The sequence below is a fragment of the Methanosarcina sp. 2.H.T.1A.6 genome (assembly GCF_000979455.1).
Lineage (GTDB): Archaea > Halobacteriota > Methanosarcinia > Methanosarcinales > Methanosarcinaceae > Methanosarcina.
Genome location: NZ_JJOY01000049.1, coordinates 189518 through 208295, shown reverse-complemented (window position 1 = coordinate 208295; position 18778 = coordinate 189518). Strand labels below are relative to the sequence as shown.

The window sequence follows — 18778 nt, the reverse complement described above, 5'->3', positions numbered from 1 at the left end:
CATTAATTTAATAGTTTTCAAGAGCTTGGTATTATAATAGAACTGTAATTTTTCTGGATGAACAATTTATTTAAAGTAGTTTTCTCCGGAAAAGGTTAAATATATGAAATGCATTTTAGGGAACGCGTTTCTAAAGTTCGATATGACGAGATAGCCAAGCCCGGTATGGCGCGGGATTGCTAATCCCGTGATGCCCCGCATCCCGGGGGTTCGAGTCCCCCTCTCGTCGTTTCTTTTTTTCAAATATTTTTATCTCTACACCTAATATTCTGTTATTTACTACACAGTTTTCCCCAATATCTGTGTGTAAATTTTATATAAGACCTCGCCTTATACCCAATAAGAAAAAGTTCAGTTTTACCCCCTCTCATCAATCTCATAATTCAAGAGTTTTAAGGCTTTACTACACAGAAATGGATTGAGTCAAAACAATGAAACGGATATCATCAGGAATACCTGGATTTGACGACAGGATCGGCGGCGGATACCTGCCAGGCAGAGTTCTTCTAATCACCGGAGATACAGGGACTGGCAAAACTACTTTTACGGTTCATTTTCTGCATAGGGCGTGCCTTGATGGCAAGAAATGTGTCCTGGTCGCAACAGAAGAACTTCCCGAAGATATCCTCGAGTTGTCTGAAATGATGGACCTCGGGCTTACTAAATATTATGAATCCGGTCAGTTGACCATCGAAAAGGCTTTTCAAAAACGTTCCGAGAAAGTCCAGACTTCCAAATTTGGGTTTACTCCTGAAGGTCTGGAGATAGATCTACCCACACTTTCGGATTATGTGCCTGAAGGAACCGATATTGTAGTCATTGATAATATCGGCGTTTTTACTCTTCGCCTCTCGATCCAGGATTTCAGGGACCAGTTTGATGCTCTGAACTTCATCCTGAGTACAAAGGCAGGTTGTACATCTATGTTCGTCATGGACGATACTGCATTAAAGATGACCCATAACCTTGCAGAATACTCGGTAAGCGGTTCTCTCCGACTTATGGTAAACGAAAATCCCTATACAGGAAATATTGAGCGCTACATAAGGATTCCTAAAATGCGAAGGACATGCCTCAGTCTGAATCCGATCAGGTTTGAAATAACCTCATCGGGGATTAAACTCCTTTGAAAAATCTACATTCCCTCTAATCTTATTGTTTATTCTTAATTTATTTTTCATCCATTTGCTTCTTTTTCACTTCTACTTTATTTCCCCTTCATCTCTTTTGATTTTCCGGTCCTTTTTAAAACATCCGTTTTTTGTGTTTCAAACTGTAAGCGCTTACTTATTTAATTTATACATTTGAATTATATAGAACAGTAGAAAGATAATTTTAAACATATGAAAGAAATTAATGAAAAGATTAATACTATTGAACTCTATTTCTTATATGATTAAAAAAGGAAAATTCCAGTAATTACCCTTATTATACCAATAGAAGGAATAAAAAAGGCTTTATAAGAATACGCAAAGTACTAAGTAATATATCTATGAAACTTGAAAAGTTGTCAGATCATAGAGAAAAGATTTAAACAGTTTGTCATGCATTATATTAGACTGAGAACTAAATTTGAGAGGGGACAAATCCTTGATGGGGTGAGCTTCTATGGTTTCCAAAAACGAGAAATCTCCGGATGACTCAGAAAAACCAGACAAGAATATACATAAAGGTGAGGGAGAAGATGTTCTGGCAGGGAAATCCTGTCTTCTACAGGTGCCTGTCAAAAGGACTTTTTATAAAGATACTCTGAATAGAGCCAATATTAACAGCCTTCAGGCTGATAATGACAACAGGGATCTGGAAAATATTCTTCCGAAAGCTTCAGGAACTGATAATACAGGGAATGAAAATACAGAAAACGAGAATACCGACCTTCCTGACATGAAAATCAAGATTGAAAACCGGAAACCTAAACCTGTACTCGAAACTGTTCAATTTACGAATATTTCTCAGGAAACTGAGACTGAGGAAAACCCGATAAATAAATTCATATCGGAAACTCCTCCGTTTGTAGAAGCGACCGGAACTCAAAAACCCACCTCACAAGAAGAAAGTGAGGCTCTTGAACCGAACCCTTCCATTTATTCAAAAGTAGCTCTTGAACCAAAACCCACAGTTTCTGCAGAAACTGCTCCTGAAAAGAAAGTTGAACTTATTCTTGAAACCGAAAACAAAGGTATTTTCCCTCCAGCCGGCCCTCACAATGAGAAAAGCCCAGATTACGAAGGTGGAGTTGAAGAATTAAAGAGTTTGCAGGAAACAAAAAAAGATAAAAAAGTCCGAACTTCAGGTAAAAATAAAAAGATTTCCAAAAAAGCAAAAATTAAGAAAAAATCCGGGTTCGCCGGGAATCTGAAGGATCTGGGCCGTGATATAGTTGGGATCAAAGAAGGCGAAAAATTAAGTGATAAGCTTAAAGAATTCTTTAATGAAGTAAAAACCCCTGAAGGGGCAAAAAAGAAGTTTGCAGAAATTATCCAGAGTCTTAAGGATGAGGAGATCCGGGTTCTTCCCCCATATGACCCTGAAACCTACGGTCCGCTTCTTGAGTATGAAATTCCTGCAGGATTTACTGAAATAGAACGCTACTGGGTAGAGGAGCCTTACGCCTTTATCAGCATAATTGAAAACATGGAAATGAAATATTATAATGCTGTTGAGCCCACTCTCACCACCTATGAAAAAGCCGTTCTTGATAGGGTCCGGGACAATCTGGAAGATGTTCTTACCCAGGATGATATGATATCCGGACAGGAGAAGGACGTTATTCTCATTAACAGAGGCATGAGGCTTCTGGACCAGTATTACAGTACCCTGGAAGTTCCCTCGATTCACAAGATAATGTATTTTCTCAGGAGAAATTTCATCGGATACGAAAGGATAAATCCACTCATTCTGGACCCGAATATCGAAGATATTTCCTGTTCAGGTATTGAGATCCCTATCTATCTCTACCACAGAAAACACAATAACATCGTGACCAATATCAATTTTGGGGAAAAGGAACTGGACTCCCTGGTTGTCAAGCTTTGTCAGAGGAGCGGCAAGCATATCTCTATAGGAGAACCGATTGTAGACGCAACTCTTCCTGACGGTTCAAGGATTCAGGCAATCCTTGGAAAAGAGATCACAACAAGGGGCAGTTCCTACACTATCCGTAAATTCAAAGGAGACCCCATAACCCCAATTGACCTTATCAGATATGGGACATGCAGCATCGAGATGATGGCTTACTACTGGATTTCCATTGAAAACAACATCAGTGTACTTTTGGCAGGAGGTACTGCTTCGGGTAAGACCTCCCTTATGAACGCGATTTCTCTTTTCATTCCGAGGCTGTCAAAGGTAGTGTCCATTGAAGATACCAGGGAAATCATGCTCCACCATGAAAACTGGATCGCAGGTGCAACCAGGAAATCGTTCACTGTAGGTGGTACCGGAGAGGTGTCCATGTATGAACTCCTGAAAGCCGCCCTCAGGCAGCGCCCGGAATATATCATTGTGGGTGAGGTCCGGGGAAAGGAGGCTCTTACCCTTTTCCAGGCAATGTCAACAGGGCACACTACCTATTCAACAATGCATGCGAGCGATGTACAGACAGTGGTTAACAGGCTTGAAAACGAACCAATCAATGTCCCTCACGTGATGATGCAGGCCCTTGGAGTAATCAGTATCCAGATACAGACCTATGTCAATGAGACCAGGGTAAGGAGAACCAACACCATTGTAGAGATTACAGGGCTTGATGCAAGGTCAGGAAGTCTCAGGATCAATGAATTTTACCGTTGGGACCCGGTACATGACAACTTCAAGCGGGCCGGGGATTCCTATGTGCTCAATGAGATTATGAAAGCAAGGGGCTGGAAACCAGAGAAGCTCTTTGTTGAGTTTAAAAACCGGGAACAGATCCTTGCCTACATGACAGCAAAACAGATCCGTGATTACGTGAGTGTTTCCCTGATAGTGCATATGTATGCCATAAACCCGCAGCTTGTAATGGAAGCGGTTGAAAACGACACCTTGCGGGATATGGTACTGCACCACGGTTAATGGGGGTATCCATGAACGCTATAAATACCCTGGCATTCAGGATCTTCGGAGAAAAAATCCTTGAGAAAGAAGACAGGTTTTCCCTGTTCAGGATAAAGCTTCGCCAGGCCCAGATTCCACTGCCTGTGGAACAGTATGTCTCAGCTGCAATTTTATATTCCCTGCTTGCAGGAGTCTTCGGCGGGCTTACAGGTTTACTTATAGGAGGGCAGATTTTCAGGGGCATCACCCCGGAAAGCATTGTTTCGACTTTTGGCATTTCGAACAGGGTAACCAGGGCAGTTGATACCCCTATTTTTATTGAAGCGCAGCTCCCCTTCATCCTTACGGTTGTAGGGGGCCTCCTCTTGTTCTCGATGATCGGAGCCCTTAGCTACGGGCTTATTATGGCATACCCGTCCATGAAAGCTGATAACAGGAAGCGAGCTATCAATGTAGCAATGCCCCATGCAACAGCTTTTCTCTATGTTATGCAGAGGGGCGGGGGCATGACTATCTTTGAGATCATGAAGTCACTTTCGAAGTATTCTCACCTCTACGGGACTGCCTCAAGGGAGTTCGGAAATATTATAAGGGACATAGAATATTTCGGAAAGGACCTTCAGGCATCTCTCTGGGATGCAGCCGACAGGACGCCTTCCGAGCAGTTTAAAGATCTTGTGGACGGCCTGATTTCAATAGTCTCCAGCGGCGGAGACGTTACCCTTTACCTGAAAAATAAGACAGACCTCTATAAATCCAATGCCAATAAGGAACAAAAGCGTTTCCTTGAGACACTCGGGCTTCTGGCAGAGGTTTATATTACTGTATTCGTTGTGGGCCCTCTGTTCCTTATGGTTATCCTCGTAGTCATGAATATGATTGATAACGGGGGCGCGACCAACCTCTATATCCTTGTATATGGAGCAATTCCCTTCGGGACAATGATCTTCCTCGTCTTCCTGGATATGCTTACAGGAGATGCGGAAAAGATGCCTGAGGAGAAAATCTCCGGAGTTAAGCAGGATTCTTTCAGTGATGTCAGGGTAAAGCCAATAACAGAAAAAGATGAGGAACTGCTTAAGAAAATGGAGTTTTTTGAAAAGGTATACAGGGTCAAAAGTGTGCTCCTGCACCCTATAAAGACTATGCTTGATAGGCCAGCATGTGCTTTTGTAATAAGCGCTCCCGTTGCACTCGTGTACTTTGGTTCTGCTTTCCTGGAACACAGGCCTTACTATGGAGGGTTTGTTGAAACTGCATCTACCCTTGACGACTATATCTACGTAACCATTCTTGTCCTTTTCATTCCTTACATTATCTTCCATGAAATCGAAGTTCGGAAGATCAGGCAGATTGAGGATCAGGTCCCGGAGTTCCTTAAAAGGCTTGCAAGTATAAACGGGACAGGGATTCTACTTGCCGATGCTATTGCCATTACAGCCCAGTCAAATATGGGCAGGCTGAAATCCGAAATCAAATGTACGGTTGCGGATATCCGCTGGAACTCAAACCTCGTAGAAGCCCTGAAACGTTTTGAAGCCAGGATACGGACAAACATGACTCGGCGCAGCCTGACCCTCATAGCCAAAGCAAGCGAATCCACAGGGGATATCCACCAGGTTATCAGCACGGTTGCGGATGATGCCGATATTGAGAAATACCTTAAAAAAGAGCGCTCTGCAGAGATGTTTATCTATGTCTTTATCATCTTCGTGACCTTCTGCGTCTTCCTGGTCATAGTATATGTGCTTGCTGCGTTCTTCCTCCCTGCCCTCGACGGTTCCAGCAATCCGGCAATGTCCATGGGAGGCTTTGATCTGAAGGAGTATACCCTTCTCTTCTTCCATGCAGCTCTTCTGCAGGGCTTAGGCTCAGGGCTGGTTGCAGGAAAAATGGGTTCGGGAAGTACGGCTTCAGGGCTCAAGCACTCCCTTGCAATGATGACGGTGTCCTATGTGCTGTTCATCGTGTTTATCTGAATTTCGGGATTCCGGTTTTATCCTTCAGGATATTTCAAATCCGGAATTCTCAGTTCTCTTTTTTAACACGAATTCCTATATTTTCCTTTTCAGGTACGTCCCGATTTCCCAACCATTATTTATTCCCATTTTAAGACCTTATTTCCCTTTTTAAACCCTTAATCCCAATAAATCCGATTTCTTTTTAACGATAAACATATAATTTTGAGAAATATGGCAGAAAACGCAGCAATAAAGAAAATAGTCCTTTCCGCGCTCGTCCTTGCAGTTGTCCTCTCTTCCTTTTATGTTCTGGACTTCAAGGCGGCACGGAGCGAGACCCTAGCTAACTCCGTCGTAAGTGCCTACTCCACAGGCGACCCACAAATTGACTTTCCGGGAAGGATCTACCTCTATGTCGAAGGCGACGATTTCATATTAAAATCCCTAACTGAAAGCCTCGGGGATGAACTGGAAAAATCAGGGATGGAAGTTTTGGTTGTAGATAGTGTGGAGGAAAAATATGATTCCCAGACTCTGCTGGTTAATTTAACCGAATCCGAAGGGCTCTATACACCTGTTTACGCTTCTTCGGACTTGAATATCCTGTTCTTCTATACTTCCACAGGAGAGGACACAAAATATTTTGAACAATTCAAAGAAGGAAATGTAACTGTAGCCTTTGTAAACACTGGCTCTCCGGAAGGGGAAAAACTGGTACGGGGAGATCTGGAATTGCAGGACTCAACAAAAGGGATTGTCTCGCAAAAAGCCCACCGGATGCACCTGGCTGAAGAAGCTGCAAGGAAAACAGTAGAACAACTCCAGCAGCAAATCAGCGTTTTTCCCTGATGTACAGGATGCAAAATTAAGGAATAAATTTTGCAGGGGCATTTATTTCAGCCTCTTGCACCAGATGTTCATATCCTCAAACCCCTTTTCGATCCTGCAGTTGTTCACAAGCCTGCCTGTGTAGGCATAGCCCTGGGAAGCAAAGGCTGCGTTGATGCCAGGAGACGAAGCCCTGCAAAGGGTATAAGAACTCAGGAAGTTTCGATATGAAAGTTCTTTTTCCAGGGCTGTGATAAGCTCTTTTATCAGCCCTTTTCCCCTTTCTGAAGGAACTGTCAGGCAGTCGGTTATTTCAGCACTCCCGGTTTCGGAGTCCATTTCTGCCGAGGCAAGGCTCACGATTTCCCCTTGCTTTTCCACAAGGAAGTAAAGGACATTGGAATCCATGGTTTTTAGCAGGTAGCTTTCCATGTGCAGGGGAGTGGGATAGAATTGAAATCCCTGACTGTAAAGGATTGCCATTGCGGAGGCATCAGCCTGGACTGCGGGCCTGAGTGTGTACTCTTCCGGAAGCCGGATATTCTCTTTTTGTATTTTCCAGCTCTTTTTTTTCCGAGAGTCTCCTAATTTATGTGGGTTTTTTCCCGCTCCTCTGCTCTTCCTCAGGCAATTTTTGATTACCTGGTCTTCTATTTCCTTATGAAAGGAAATTCCCCTGGAGTTTTTAGGGTAGCTTGAGAAAATATGGCAGTCTTTTCCGGCGTAGTATCCCCTGATGATCCCTTCCTCCGCATATCCGCAGGTTTTGGGCTCGTGTCCTTTTTCCGGAGGAGTGTATACGATTATTTTACCCATTTCTTCTGCTTCGGCAAGGGCTTCGAGGGTCCCGGAGATTTCTTCAAAAAGCCCGGCAAAATCCATGACTTTAATTCTTCTATTGTAGTAATCAATAACAAGTTCAGCCCTTGCCCCGGACATCTTCAACTCTGCTTTTTTCCAGTAGTCGGGGAGTTCTTCTTTAATCTCAAGCGTTAAGGGAACGTTTTTTTCCGCAGTAACTCCTCCTTAAGTATTTAAACACATTTTTTGCATTCGGAACACCGGGTTTTCCGGGTTTTTTCCTTCAAAAACGCTGTTTTCTTTCAAGGCCTTCGGGTTCGAGGGATATGACATCGTTTTCTTCGTCGCAGAGTTTTGCAAGGCCCGTATCACTTTTAAGCCCGGGGTGCTTATCGCAGATTGAACATTTTTGCTGGCACACCGCAGAGTATTCTGCAGGTTCCGAGTACATGCAGATCACCCCTTCGTAATTCCTGAGGGTGACCCCATTATCCGAATTTGAGATAAGGTAATTGGGCCCGACAGGGATTTTTCCTCCCCCACCCGGGGCATCGACCACAAAAGTAGGGACAGCAAGCCCCGAGGTATGCCCCCTGAGCATCTCTATGATCTCTATGCCCCTTGCAACCGATGTCCTGAAATGTTCCAGCCCGAAGGAGAGGTCGCACTGGTAGAGGTAGTAAGGTCTGACCCTTATTTTCAGGAGTTCGTGACAGAGTTTTTTGATTATCGTAGGACAGTCGTTTACTCCCCTGAGAAGTACGGACTGGTTGCCCAGAGGAATTCCGGCACGTGAAAGCATATTCATTGCCTTTTTAGCTTCAGGAGTGATTTCTTTTGGGTGGTTGAAGTGGGTGTTGAGCCAGATCGAAGAGTATTTCCCAAGGATTTCACACAGTTCCGGGGTTATGCGTTGGGGAAGGGTTACAGGAGCCCTTGTGCCTATCCTTACAATATCCACATGAGAAATATCAAAAAGTTCCCTTAAGAGCCAGTCCAGCCTCTCATCGGAAACAAGCAGGGCGTCTCCCCCCGAAAGCAGGACGTCCCTTATTTCGGGGTGCTCCCTGACATACTCGACCCCCTCCCTGATTACCTGTTCAGAATAATCATACTCCCTGTTGCCGACCCTGCGCTTGCGGGTGCAGTGCCTGCAGTACATCCCACAACGGTTTGAGATAAGGAAAAGCACTCTGTCCGGATACCTGTGGGTTATGCAGCTCCCCTCCGAAGGGGAGTCACTGTCCTCGCAGAGAGGGTCTTCAAGTTCCCCTGAAGATTTATGAAGTTCGGCTGAAAGGGGCACGGCCTGCATCCGAATGGGACATTCCGGGTCTTCCGGATCAATAAGAGAAGCGTAATAAGGAGATATCGCCATGGGAAAAACTTCAAGAGCTTTTTTTATGTCTTCTTTTTCAGGCCCCGAGAGCGGGATCAGTTTTTCAAGCTCTTCCACGGTCGTAATTCTGTGCATGTACTGCCATTTCCAGTCTGAAAATTCTTCTTTAGATGCGTTAAAACAGTCTTTAACTTTAGATATCACGTTCAACCCTCGTGAAAGCTGGAAGAAAAATTAAGGGACATATGTCCAGAATATAGTAAATGAAATCCTGTTTTTTCCAGCTCATTTGAAGAAAAATGCGTCTTAAATTCGTCAACGTTAATATTTAATACATATATTAAATACTTATTGTCTAAAGAAGTTTTAAAAATTATCATTTTTCGAAAATAATTCTTGAGAATCTCTTTTTATTTGAGATTGTTCCGGATTTTACCCGTTCCTGCCCGCCTATCTTCTTTTAAAACTACAATTCTCCTGGCATCCCCCATTTTACTCCCTCTTAGGGGAGTATATGCGCATAAAAAGGAAGAAAAGCAATTAATTATTTTATTAGCAGTTTAAAGGGAATAATAATGCGTTCTGAAGGTTTTGAAAGCCATAATATACTTTTAATACCATAATGAGATCGATTTCAATTTTTAAGGGTTAAAAAAAGATTTTAATACCAAATAGATCCATTTTACCCTTATTTGTGGGACAGACTCCGCATAAATTTGGCTCTTCGTCATTCTCCATGGATAAGATGATTTTCACTTCAAGACCGCATTGGTTTTTATGAGGATATCCACACAAAACAACGAAGAGCCATAAATTTTTTTATTGCCCGGGATATCCGTGGTTTGCACCAATGATATTTATATCATTTAAAAATTAAATAGCTATTGATGGCACTGCATCTTTTAACTGACCTGCTAATTATCTTTGGGCTCTCTATCCCTGTAGTTTTTACATTCTCGAGATTGAAGATAGCTCCACTTGTAGGTTTTTTGCTTGCTGGGATCCTTGCGGGACCTTTTGGTTTAGGACTGATTCGAGAGACAGAAAATATTGAAGTGCTGGCCGAAATCGGAGTTGTGCTTCTGCTATTTACAATCGGGATAGAGTTTTCCCTGAGAGAACTTCTGAAGCTTCGGAGAATTGTGATTTTAGGAGGGGGGCTGCAGATCTTTATTACGACTCTTATTGTTGCTGTTATCTTCTGGTGGCTGGGCTATTCTCCTGAGGCTTCAGTCTTCATGGGACTCATTGTGGCACTTAGCAGTACAGCGATTGTCTTGAAATTGTTGCAGGAGAAAGGGGAGATCTACAGTGCGCACGGGAGGATAGCGCTTGGAATCCTTATTTTCCAGGATATAGCTGCTGTTTTTATAATTATACTTGCTCCGCTTCTTGCAGGAGAGACGGTAGCCGGAAGTGCTCTCCTTGAGATTTTGTTTCGGGGAATCGGACTCGTTATTCTCACTCTTGTAAGCGCCCGTTATGTGGTCCCTTTTCTCATGTTCCATGTGGCAAAAACACGTAATAGCGAACTTTTCCTGCTGAGTATAGTAGTAATAGGTCTTGCTGTTGCCTGGCTAACTTCTCTGGCAGGCCTTTCCCTCGCTCTTGGTGCGTTTCTTGCAGGGTTGATCATTTCGGAGTCCGAATATGCTGCTCGGGCTCTCGGAAACGTTATGCCTTTCAGGGATATGTTCATGAGCATCTTTTTTGTTTCCACAGGTATGTTGCTGGACCTTGACCTGATGAGAACACATTTGTTCCTTATCCTTGCAGCTACTGCCCTGATCCTTTTCCTGAAATCTTTTGTAAACGCTCTTACCACTTTTATCATAGGCTTTCCTCTGCATACGATGATCCTTGTTGGATTCTCTCTGGCTCAGATAGGAGAATTTTCCCTTATTACTGCGAAGGTAGGCTTCGAGAGTGAAATTCTTTCCGGAGAAATTTATCAGGAGTTTCTGGCTGTTACCGTGCTTTCCATGGTGTTAACTCCTTTTTTGGTGGACCTGGGACATTATGCAGCAGTTTCAAGCCAGAAGCTTCCCCTTCATAAAATATTTGTATATGATCGGTACAGGACTTTCCAGGAAGAAAAGAAGGAAAAAGAGCTTGAAAATCACCTGATCATAATAGGCTTTGGAGTTAATGGAAAAAATGTAGGAATTGCTGCCCAGAAAGCTTCAATCCCTTACGTGGTAATTGATATTAATCCCGAGAGGGTCCGGCAGGAAAAACTGAACGGTGAGCCGATCATTTACGGGGATGCAGCTCAGAAAGCCGTGCTTGAACATGCCGCCATCCGTACTGCAAAAGCAGTTGTAGTAACCGCAGGCGACCCTGTAAGTGCCTGGAGAATCATTGAAACTGCCAGGAGACTGAATCCGGACATCCATATTATTGCACGGAGTCATTTCCTGAACGAACTGGATGGCTTCTATGCCATCGGAGCTAACGAAGTTATCTCAGATGAATTTGAGTGCTCCATAGAACTCTTTGCGAGGGTACTCAACAGGTACATGGTTCCAGGCAACGAAATTGAAACCATGGGTGAACAGCTCAGAGCTGACCATTACAGGATGCTTCGCAGCCCTGAAATGCGCCGGAAAAGTGTCTGTGAACTTTCCCTTGACTTTTCCGATGTAGATATTCGAAGCATAAGAGTCGAAAAGAACTCGGAAGCTGCAGGGCAAAGCCTTGGAGACCTTAATATCCGGAAGAGATATGGAGTTTCTGTTCTTGCAATCTCCAGAAACAACAAGCTTATGTATGATCTGGCAGCTGAGACAGAAATTAATCCCGATGATATCCTGCTTGTAATAAGCCCTCCGGAAAGGCTTGAGGAACTTAGAGAGCTTTTTGAAGATAGAGTGGGATAAAGATCCACTCTTCTCTCAGTATTTTTGTCTAATACTATTGAAAAGGAGCAATTTTAAAGAAAACATCAAAACCCTGGATACACGAATATTTACTTATATTAGTATGTAAAATTATTAATACTTACATGATTATTAATACACATATACAAAAATTTTTAATGTTTAATCTCATGAATGCGGGGAGTCGCAAACTGGAATTTCAATGTCCACTGGCGGCAAATAAGATTTCAATTATGTCTCACTAATTAAATGTTTCTAAATATCTTCGATTTGCTTGTTCGAAAATATCTTACTTTATTCTCTGGTGGAAAACTCCTATGATGAGGGACTTTAAACAAACCTTTCTTGAAGTTATTCAGGCGGTATTGCCTTTAACACTGGCAGTGGTAGTGATCATGCTGGTATTAGTCGGTTCAAACCTGGGTCATATTACATCCTTTTTGACCGGCACAGTACTGGTCATAGTGGGAATGACTTTTTTCCTTATGGGCGTCAAACTGGGGATGTTGCCAATAGGCGAGGCGATAGGAGCCGATTTACCAAAACACGGTTCACTTATATTTATTGGAGCAGTTGCGTTTTTGTTATCGTTTCTTGCAACTATCGCGGAACCTGATGTAAGAGTTTTGAGCAGTATGATTGATTCAGTTTCAGAGGACAGCATAGACCGCAATTTACTGATCATATCAATAGCTTTTGGAGTAGGGTTCTTTGTGACTTTTTCCATTCTTAGGATAATCTACGGCGTCCCGATAAAGTATCTGTTTGCAATAAGCTATCTAATTATAATTGTGCTGTCCTTTTTCACACCTCAAGAATACCTTGCTATTTCCTTTGATGCCGGAGGCGTGACTACCGGGCCTATGACAGTACCTGTAATTCTTGCCCTCGGGATCGGAACAGCTTCAGTATTACAGGATAGGTCTCAACTTTCAGAAGGTTTCGGGCTCATAGGTTTCGCCTCGATAGGTCCCATAATCAGTATAATGCTATTGGGAGTGTTGTCCTCATGAGCTCGGGGATTACAGGGGGGATATTGCTTGTATCTCTAGAGGTTATCCAGGCACTTGTCCCTCTGGTGTTATTTTTTATCATATTCCAGCTTTTGTATCTGAAGTTGCCCTCATCACAGTTGATTAAGCTCTTTACAGGAATGCTTTTTACTGCAATCGGAATGATCTTATTTCTACACGGGGTTTATAATGGCTTTTTCCCTGTGGGAAGGGAAATAGGCGAATTTTTTGGTAGCTCTGACAAAAAAAACCTGTTAATCCCGATAGGTTTTGTCCTTGGGTTTCTTGCTACCTTCGCAGAACCTGCTGTAAGAGTATTATGTTATCAGATTGAGGAGTCTTCCAGTGGTTATATCAGTTCGAAGCTCATGCTCTACACGCTTTCTTCCGGAGTTGCTGTATTTGTCTCTATTGCGATGGCAAAACTTGTTTATGGAATTCCTTTCCTTTACATAATAGTTCCTGGTTATCTGTTTGTCCTTGTTTTGATATGGTTTTGCGACAAGGACTTCATAGCGATTGCATTTGATTCAGGAGGCGTCGCAACAGGCCCCATGGCTGTGACATTTCTCATGTCAATGGCTGTAGGAGTGGCTTCGGTACAGGAAGGCGGAAATCCTATTGTAGATGGTTTCGGCCTGATCGCAATGATAGCACTTGCACCTATTATCTTTGTTATGCTTCTGGGTGTATATATAAGATTTAATGGAGGTAGAAATAATGTCAAATGAAGGAGATTTTGTACTAATAGTAACAATTGTAAAAAAAGGGTGGGGCGATGATGTCATTAAGGCTTCCAGAAAGGCTGGTGCCCATGGAGGAACAATTTTATTTGGGCGCGGTACAGGTATACATGAAAATAAGAGTATCCTTGGCCTGATGATCGAACCTGAGAAAGAAATCGTGTTTACTATCGTCGAATCAAGCATGTCAGACTCTGTCCAGAATTCCATTACCGAGGCAGTAAAACTTGATGAGCCTGGAACAGGTGTAGGATTTGTAGTTCCTATAGAGAAAGTGTTTGGTATTTCTCGCTATTTCTGTGAAACCCAGGACATGTCACAGACGAATCTTAAGTCATAAGCCCGACATTCATAGATAATGTGATATCTTTCTGTTATCATGCGTTTGTTGCAAACATCGGGAAAATGGATTTTTAGATATTCATGTCTTATGAGTCTAGTTTCAAATATGTATTTTTTGGCGGACTTTTAATAGTAATTCATACAATAATCTAATAAGTATAAGACACGGCGATTCTCATGAGTAGAGAAAACATTGAAAACAGGCTCCTTGAAGAACTTAACTTTATCAAAAAACAACTTGGGGAAATACAGGAACATATGGTAGATATAGATACCCTGCTCACCGCAGAGGAAAAAGAGATTGTTTCTAAGAGCTTTGAAAACAAGAAGAGAGGAAAACTCATAAAATTTAAAGACCTTTAATAGTTTTTAATAACTTTTAATAACTGAGGCTCTAAAATGTTTGAAGTTTTTCTTGATACTCAAGCTCAAATTTTTTTGAAATCTGCAGATGAAATTACTCATTCACGGGCCAGGGAAATCTTTGAAGAGCTTGCCCTTGATCCTATTCCTCGGGGAGCAAAAAGAGTAATTGAAAGTCAGGAAAAACTTTTCAGGTTGCGATCCAGGCATTTAAGATTACTCTATAGAGTTGATTACGAAAAAGAAAACATTATAGTCATAATAATCGAGCCTTTAAGCCGCATGTACCGCTGAATAAAAATTAAACAGGAAAAACTGAAAGGTGAGCCATGTATTTTGCGAAGAGCGGAGAACTCAGGGCTGACCATTACAGGATGCTTCGCAGCCCTGAAATACACCGGAAAAGTGTCTGTGAGCTTTCCCTTGACTTTTCCGATGTAGATATCCGAAGCATAAGGGTAGGAAAACACTCAGGAGCTACAGGCCAAACCCTGGGAAACCTTAATATCCGGAAGAAGTACGGAGTTTCTGTGCTTGCAATTTCCAGGAACCACAGGCTTATTTATGATCTTGGAGCTGAGACAGAACTTAATCCCGATGATATCCTGCTTGTAATAAGCCCTCCGGAATGGCTTGAGGAACTTAGAGAGCTTTTTGAGGAGAAGGGGTGAGAAGGTTCTTTATCTCGAAAATATTTTATCTTCCGGCATAATCCTGTACTCAGGTATTAGTCCTGTATCCAGTATTAATCCTGTACTCCTGTAAAATAGAGCAAAAAATCAATTATTTTTATAAAACTGAAGGAGTAAATCCAGGGATGTCAACAATTTGAAGGAATCAGTTTGCGAATTTTATTTCAAACAGGCGTATTACTGCAAGAAATCAGAACAAGTACAATGACAGTAATACAAAATGCAATTTCAGTATATCTTAAAAATTTATCCTCCATAGTTTTAATAAGGTGGCAATCTTATATAAATTATTTCCACAGTTCCCGCAGGGAAGAGAGAAACGCTCTGAAACAGTATGCAGCTCCCTAAAATGACTCAAAATCAAATTGCGTGCGGCCACCCCACCCTAAAGGATGGGGTATGCTTCGGGCCGCACGCCCGGTTTCAGGGGTTCAGAAGTCTTCAATAATTCTCTGACCAAGTTTTACTGATTTAGAGGACTTGACTTTTGCTTTCGGTTTTTTCTGTGACTCCTTGATATAATGTTTAATTGTGTCAGCTGTTAAATTTCCAACTGATCGATAGAATTTTCCACTTGACCATAGACTTCCACCCCAATATCGTTTCTTTAGTTCAGGATGAAGCTTGAAAAGCCTGTAAGAACTTCCTCCTTTCAAGTATTGAACTACTTCTGACAAAGAGTTACTTGGATGAAATTCCACAAACAAGTGAACGTGATCGTCTACAATCTCCAGAGCATGAATCTTGTAGCCTTGCTCATTGCAAATGTTGTTGAGGATCAACTCGCAATCCTTTTTAATTCGCTTATTGTAGAATATATTGTATCGATACTTTGGCACCAACACGAGATGGTAGGTAATCTGACCATAGCCATGGCTAAAACTGTTCAATTCCAATGTATATCACATCCAGGCTATAGGCGGCTGGCACCTCCTATGGCCATGGTGCCAAATCAAGCTCATTTTACAAAAAAAGTAATGATTTAGAGATTTAATGAGAAAAACGAAGAGGCGAGGGTTCACTTCATCCCCTACCTAAAGGAAGGGGTATTCGTGACCCTCTGCGCTCCCTTGTAATAAAAAAAAGAAGAGATTGATTGTGATCAGGAAATACGCGGGAAAAAAGCTGAACTATTATTGATGAACTGCTGAACGATTTAAACCTTCAAGTTCTTTCCATCCGCACCTTCAATTTTTTCGATATGCACTTTCCTGCTTTAACACTTTTGTTCGTATGTCACGCAAGTGTTAAAAATCTATTTTTGTAGACATAACTTTTCAGAGTCAAGAGAAATATGCCGGATTACATAATATATTAAATTAATCAGTTATCGATTTTTTCCCCGCTACTTACTAAATATATTTTCCACAAAAAATTGCATACAGATTCTCTAATTTCTTTTCAGAATACAGAATACCTCGATTAATCATATATTAATTGGTCTCTGAATCACCCTGTAAAAAGCGCGTGTTTTCGAGATCATTAGAAGGTTTATATGTGTTGAATCTGAGATTGGAATTGAACAAAATATTTTTGGAAATATGTAATTTCCAACCATCAATGCGTGGTCAATTATTAAATTAATCTTTATCACAGTTTTTTTAAAATTCAATAGTATCTTTGTAAAAAAAACAAAACGTTTTTATATATCCCTACTATCTTATTAATGGTGTCAATGAAATCCAAAATAAGCCACTATTTTGCATCGATGGCGCTGCTATCCGGTTTTCTTTTGGCGCTAACAGGTATTGTTTTTGCTCTTTCAGTACATCTTACAAGAAAATCCGATCCTGGAGAAATAGCCATTACTTATGGTTTCATAGGTTTCGGTTTATCCCTGATCCTTACCGGTATCAATCTGATGATAAAGCAACCGAAAGAATATCATCTGCATATCGTGGGAACAGGGCTTATCCTTAATTGTACAGGGATTGTAGCTTTTCTTGCAGTTTACCCCCATGGTTGGGTATACCCGACTGTTACCTATATAGCAGCCGTATATGCTACAGGGGTCTGCCTGCTTGCAGGAAATGCCTTTGCAAATACGGTTTTGAATCAGATTGAAGAGAGAGCAAGACAACTTTCTGAGATAGAGTCCGAAAAGATAAAGAGTCACAGTGAAGACGAGATTGAAAAAGAAGTCCAGAAAACACTCGAAAGGTCTCTTACAGAAAAAGATGGTTTTTCGAGATTCAATATGGAGTTAAAAGACGCTGAATACGATTTTATTCTCGGAAAAGGGTTCACAGAGTCGGAAGAGAAAAAGGTCAGTATTCAGGATGAAATTTCAGAAGTTGAGAGCCTGAAGTTTGCCAGTTCCGGAAAGCTGGAAGTTCTCGATGATGGACTTGATTCAGCGTCACTGCTACTTGCCCGGGCTACCAGTACGGCATCAAGCGGCAAAGAAACCAAAGGGATATTCAACAGTAAAAAGAAACTTTTCAGGAGACACTAAAAATGGCTAAAGGTCTTGATGTAGGAACCATGAATATCATATGCGCGACCAAAGGAAATGGCTTAATTTCCTTTTCCCAGCAGAGAAACGCATTCCTTGAAATGGAGTCAAACGAACTGACAAAACAAATGCTTGACAATGGAAAAGTACTGTACACCCATAAGGGCAACAACCTGAATGTGCTTGGAGAAGATGCCTTCAAATTTTCAAATGTATTTAATAAGCACATCCGAAGGCCCATGAAGCAGGGGATAATAAGCCCTGACGAAAAAGATTCCATTCCTATGATCAAGGTCATCATTGAAAGAGTACTCGGAGTCCCTGAAAAGAAAGATGAAATACTGTACGTTTCCGTCCCTGCAAATCCTATAGATAACCAGCTCAATGTGCTCTATCATGGAAAAACCGTAGAAGCCCTTGCAAATAAACTAGGATATGTCACCTACCCTATTGATGAGGGACTTGCAGTTGTGTATTCAGAACTAAGTGACTCCAACTTCACAGGGATCGGTATCAGTGTAGGAGCAGGAATGACAAACGTAACTGTGGCTTACATGGCAACTCCCATTGTTTCTTTCAGCATTGCCCGTGGAGGGGATTGGATCGATGAGCAGGTCGCAACTGCCACAGGCATGGCAAAGGAAAGGATCACTTCAGTAAAAGAAACAGATTTCTCACTGGGTTCAGAGTACGAAATCGGAAGTGTCCAGGGAGCAATTGCTGTTTATTACGATGCCCTCCTGACATACGTTCTGCAGCACCTCAAGCGCAAACTATCGGAGACTGCTCCTCCAGATGCTGAATTCCAGGTCGCAATTGCCGGAGGAAGCACCAGAGCCAGAGGCTTTATGGAAATGTTTGAGAAGAGATTAAAGGAGACTAACCTACCAATAAGAATTTCAAGTGTCAAGAAGAACAGGATTGTAAGCCCCTCGGGAACAGATTCCAGAGATCCTATCTACGCAATTGCCAGAGGATGCCTGATTGCAGCTCTCTCTAAGGAGGCAAGCCTCGCCCCCACGCCCGAGCCCTCCCCAGAACCCCACGTCTCAAAATTCTCAGCTCAAAAGCCAGAGCCAGTCGGAGTCGCTAACAAGGGCTGAACCTTGCTGAAATTCGATTGGTGTATTTGAAGGAGGAAAAACCTTCTTCAAACCTTTTTCTCAAAAATTTTTTTTCACAATTTATTATTTTTCTGGCTTTTTGCTATTCGAGTGGTAACTTACATTCATTTTCTAAATATTGAGGTAACATGTGAAAATTTAGAGACCTCTGCTGTTGAAAACCACATTCAAGCTTGATTTTTCTCTTTTTGCCGGGCCACTGA

General features: G+C 42.0%; 16 protein-coding genes and 1 tRNA gene. 14 read left to right on the top strand and 3 right to left on the bottom strand.

Annotation, left to right across the window (positions count from 1 at the left end; genetic code table 11):
* Nucleotides 1-144 precede the first annotated feature (144 nt).
* The 5 genes from EO98_RS15750 to EO98_RS15730 all read left to right on the top strand — a co-directional run bounded on the left by EO98_RS15750 (nt 145) and on the right by EO98_RS15730 (nt 6845).
* Nucleotides 145-229, top strand: a tRNA-Ser gene (locus tag EO98_RS15750).
* Between the two features lie 202 nt (nt 230-431).
* On the top strand, nt 432-1130 hold the full coding sequence (locus EO98_RS15745) for an RAD55 family ATPase (protein ID WP_048142271.1): 699 nt from the start codon (nt 432-434) through the stop codon (nt 1128-1130).
* A 1225-nt stretch (nt 1131-2355) separates the two neighbouring features.
* Nucleotides 2356-4053, top strand: coding sequence for a type II/IV secretion system ATPase subunit (locus EO98_RS15740; RefSeq protein WP_082098652.1), 1698 nt, complete (start codon nt 2356-2358; stop codon nt 4051-4053).
* An 11-nt stretch (nt 4054-4064) separates the two neighbouring features.
* The gene (locus tag EO98_RS15735) at nt 4065-6014 is read left to right on the top strand and encodes a type II secretion system F family protein (RefSeq protein ID WP_048142269.1); all 1950 of its coding nucleotides are present in this window, start codon (nt 4065-4067) and stop codon (nt 6012-6014) included.
* A gap of 213 nt (nt 6015-6227) precedes the next feature.
* Nucleotides 6228-6845 (top strand): hypothetical protein, encoded by a 618-nt coding sequence (locus EO98_RS15730; RefSeq protein ID WP_048142267.1) that lies wholly within the window; start codon nt 6228-6230, stop codon nt 6843-6845.
* A gap of 42 nt (nt 6846-6887) precedes the next feature.
* On the opposite strand, the gene ablB is transcribed toward EO98_RS15730, so the two are convergent.
* Nucleotides 6888-7763 (bottom strand): putative beta-lysine N-acetyltransferase, encoded by an 876-nt coding sequence (gene ablB / locus EO98_RS15725; protein WP_048142265.1) that lies wholly within the window; start codon nt 7761-7763, stop codon nt 6888-6890.
* A 145-nt stretch (nt 7764-7908) separates the two neighbouring features.
* Nucleotides 7909-9168 (bottom strand): lysine 2,3-aminomutase, encoded by a 1260-nt coding sequence (gene ablA, locus EO98_RS15720; RefSeq protein WP_048142263.1) that lies wholly within the window; start codon nt 9166-9168, stop codon nt 7909-7911.
* A 683-nt stretch (nt 9169-9851) separates the two neighbouring features.
* On the opposite strand from ablA, the gene EO98_RS15715 reads away from it, so the two are divergent.
* From EO98_RS15715 to EO98_RS15685, 7 genes are all read left to right on the top strand, one after another.
* Nucleotides 9852-11843 carry a cation:proton antiporter gene (locus EO98_RS15715; protein WP_048142261.1) on the top strand — a complete coding sequence of 664 codons (1992 nt, stop codon included), beginning with the start codon at nt 9852-9854 and terminating at the stop codon, nt 11841-11843.
* A 317-nt stretch (nt 11844-12160) separates the two neighbouring features.
* Nucleotides 12161-12856, top strand: coding sequence for a DUF1538 domain-containing protein (locus EO98_RS15710; RefSeq protein ID WP_048142259.1), 696 nt, complete (start codon nt 12161-12163; stop codon nt 12854-12856).
* A complete protein-coding gene (locus EO98_RS15705; RefSeq protein WP_048142257.1) occupies nt 12853-13587 on the top strand; it encodes a DUF1538 domain-containing protein in 735 nt (244 codons plus the stop codon). The genes EO98_RS15710 and EO98_RS15705 overlap by 4 nt, the downstream gene beginning before the upstream one ends.
* The gene (locus EO98_RS15700; RefSeq protein WP_048142255.1) at nt 13577-13939 is read left to right on the top strand and encodes a P-II family nitrogen regulator; all 363 of its coding nucleotides are present in this window, start codon (nt 13577-13579) and stop codon (nt 13937-13939) included. Before EO98_RS15705 ends, EO98_RS15700 begins: the two co-directional genes overlap by 11 nt.
* 179 nt (nt 13940-14118) lie before the next feature.
* Nucleotides 14119-14304 carry a hypothetical protein gene (locus EO98_RS15695; protein WP_048142252.1) on the top strand — a complete coding sequence of 62 codons (186 nt, stop codon included), beginning with the start codon at nt 14119-14121 and terminating at the stop codon, nt 14302-14304.
* Between the two features lie 36 nt (nt 14305-14340).
* Nucleotides 14341-14598 carry a hypothetical protein gene (locus EO98_RS15690; protein ID WP_048142249.1) on the top strand — a complete coding sequence of 86 codons (258 nt, stop codon included), beginning with the start codon at nt 14341-14343 and terminating at the stop codon, nt 14596-14598.
* Nucleotides 14599-14633: 35 nt separating this feature from the next.
* The gene (locus tag EO98_RS15685; protein ID WP_048142247.1) at nt 14634-14975 is read left to right on the top strand and encodes a cation:proton antiporter regulatory subunit; all 342 of its coding nucleotides are present in this window, start codon (nt 14634-14636) and stop codon (nt 14973-14975) included.
* Nucleotides 14976-15427: 452 nt separating this feature from the next.
* Here the strand turns inward: EO98_RS15685 and tnpA are convergent, their stop codons facing one another.
* Nucleotides 15428-15892: an IS200/IS605 family transposase gene (gene tnpA, locus EO98_RS15680; protein ID WP_048142244.1), complete on the bottom strand. Its 465-nt coding sequence runs from the start codon at nt 15890-15892 to the stop codon at nt 15428-15430.
* Nucleotides 15893-16662: 770 nt separating this feature from the next.
* Here tnpA and EO98_RS15675 point away from each other — a divergent pair.
* Together EO98_RS15675 and EO98_RS15670 are read left to right on the top strand one after the other, a co-directional pair.
* Nucleotides 16663-17451 (top strand): hypothetical protein, encoded by a 789-nt coding sequence (locus EO98_RS15675; RefSeq protein WP_156161157.1) that lies wholly within the window; start codon nt 16663-16665, stop codon nt 17449-17451.
* A gap of 2 nt (nt 17452-17453) precedes the next feature.
* The gene (locus tag EO98_RS15670; protein ID WP_048142239.1) at nt 17454-18554 is read left to right on the top strand and encodes a cell division protein FtsA; all 1101 of its coding nucleotides are present in this window, start codon (nt 17454-17456) and stop codon (nt 18552-18554) included.
* Nucleotides 18555-18778: the final 224 nt, after the last annotated feature.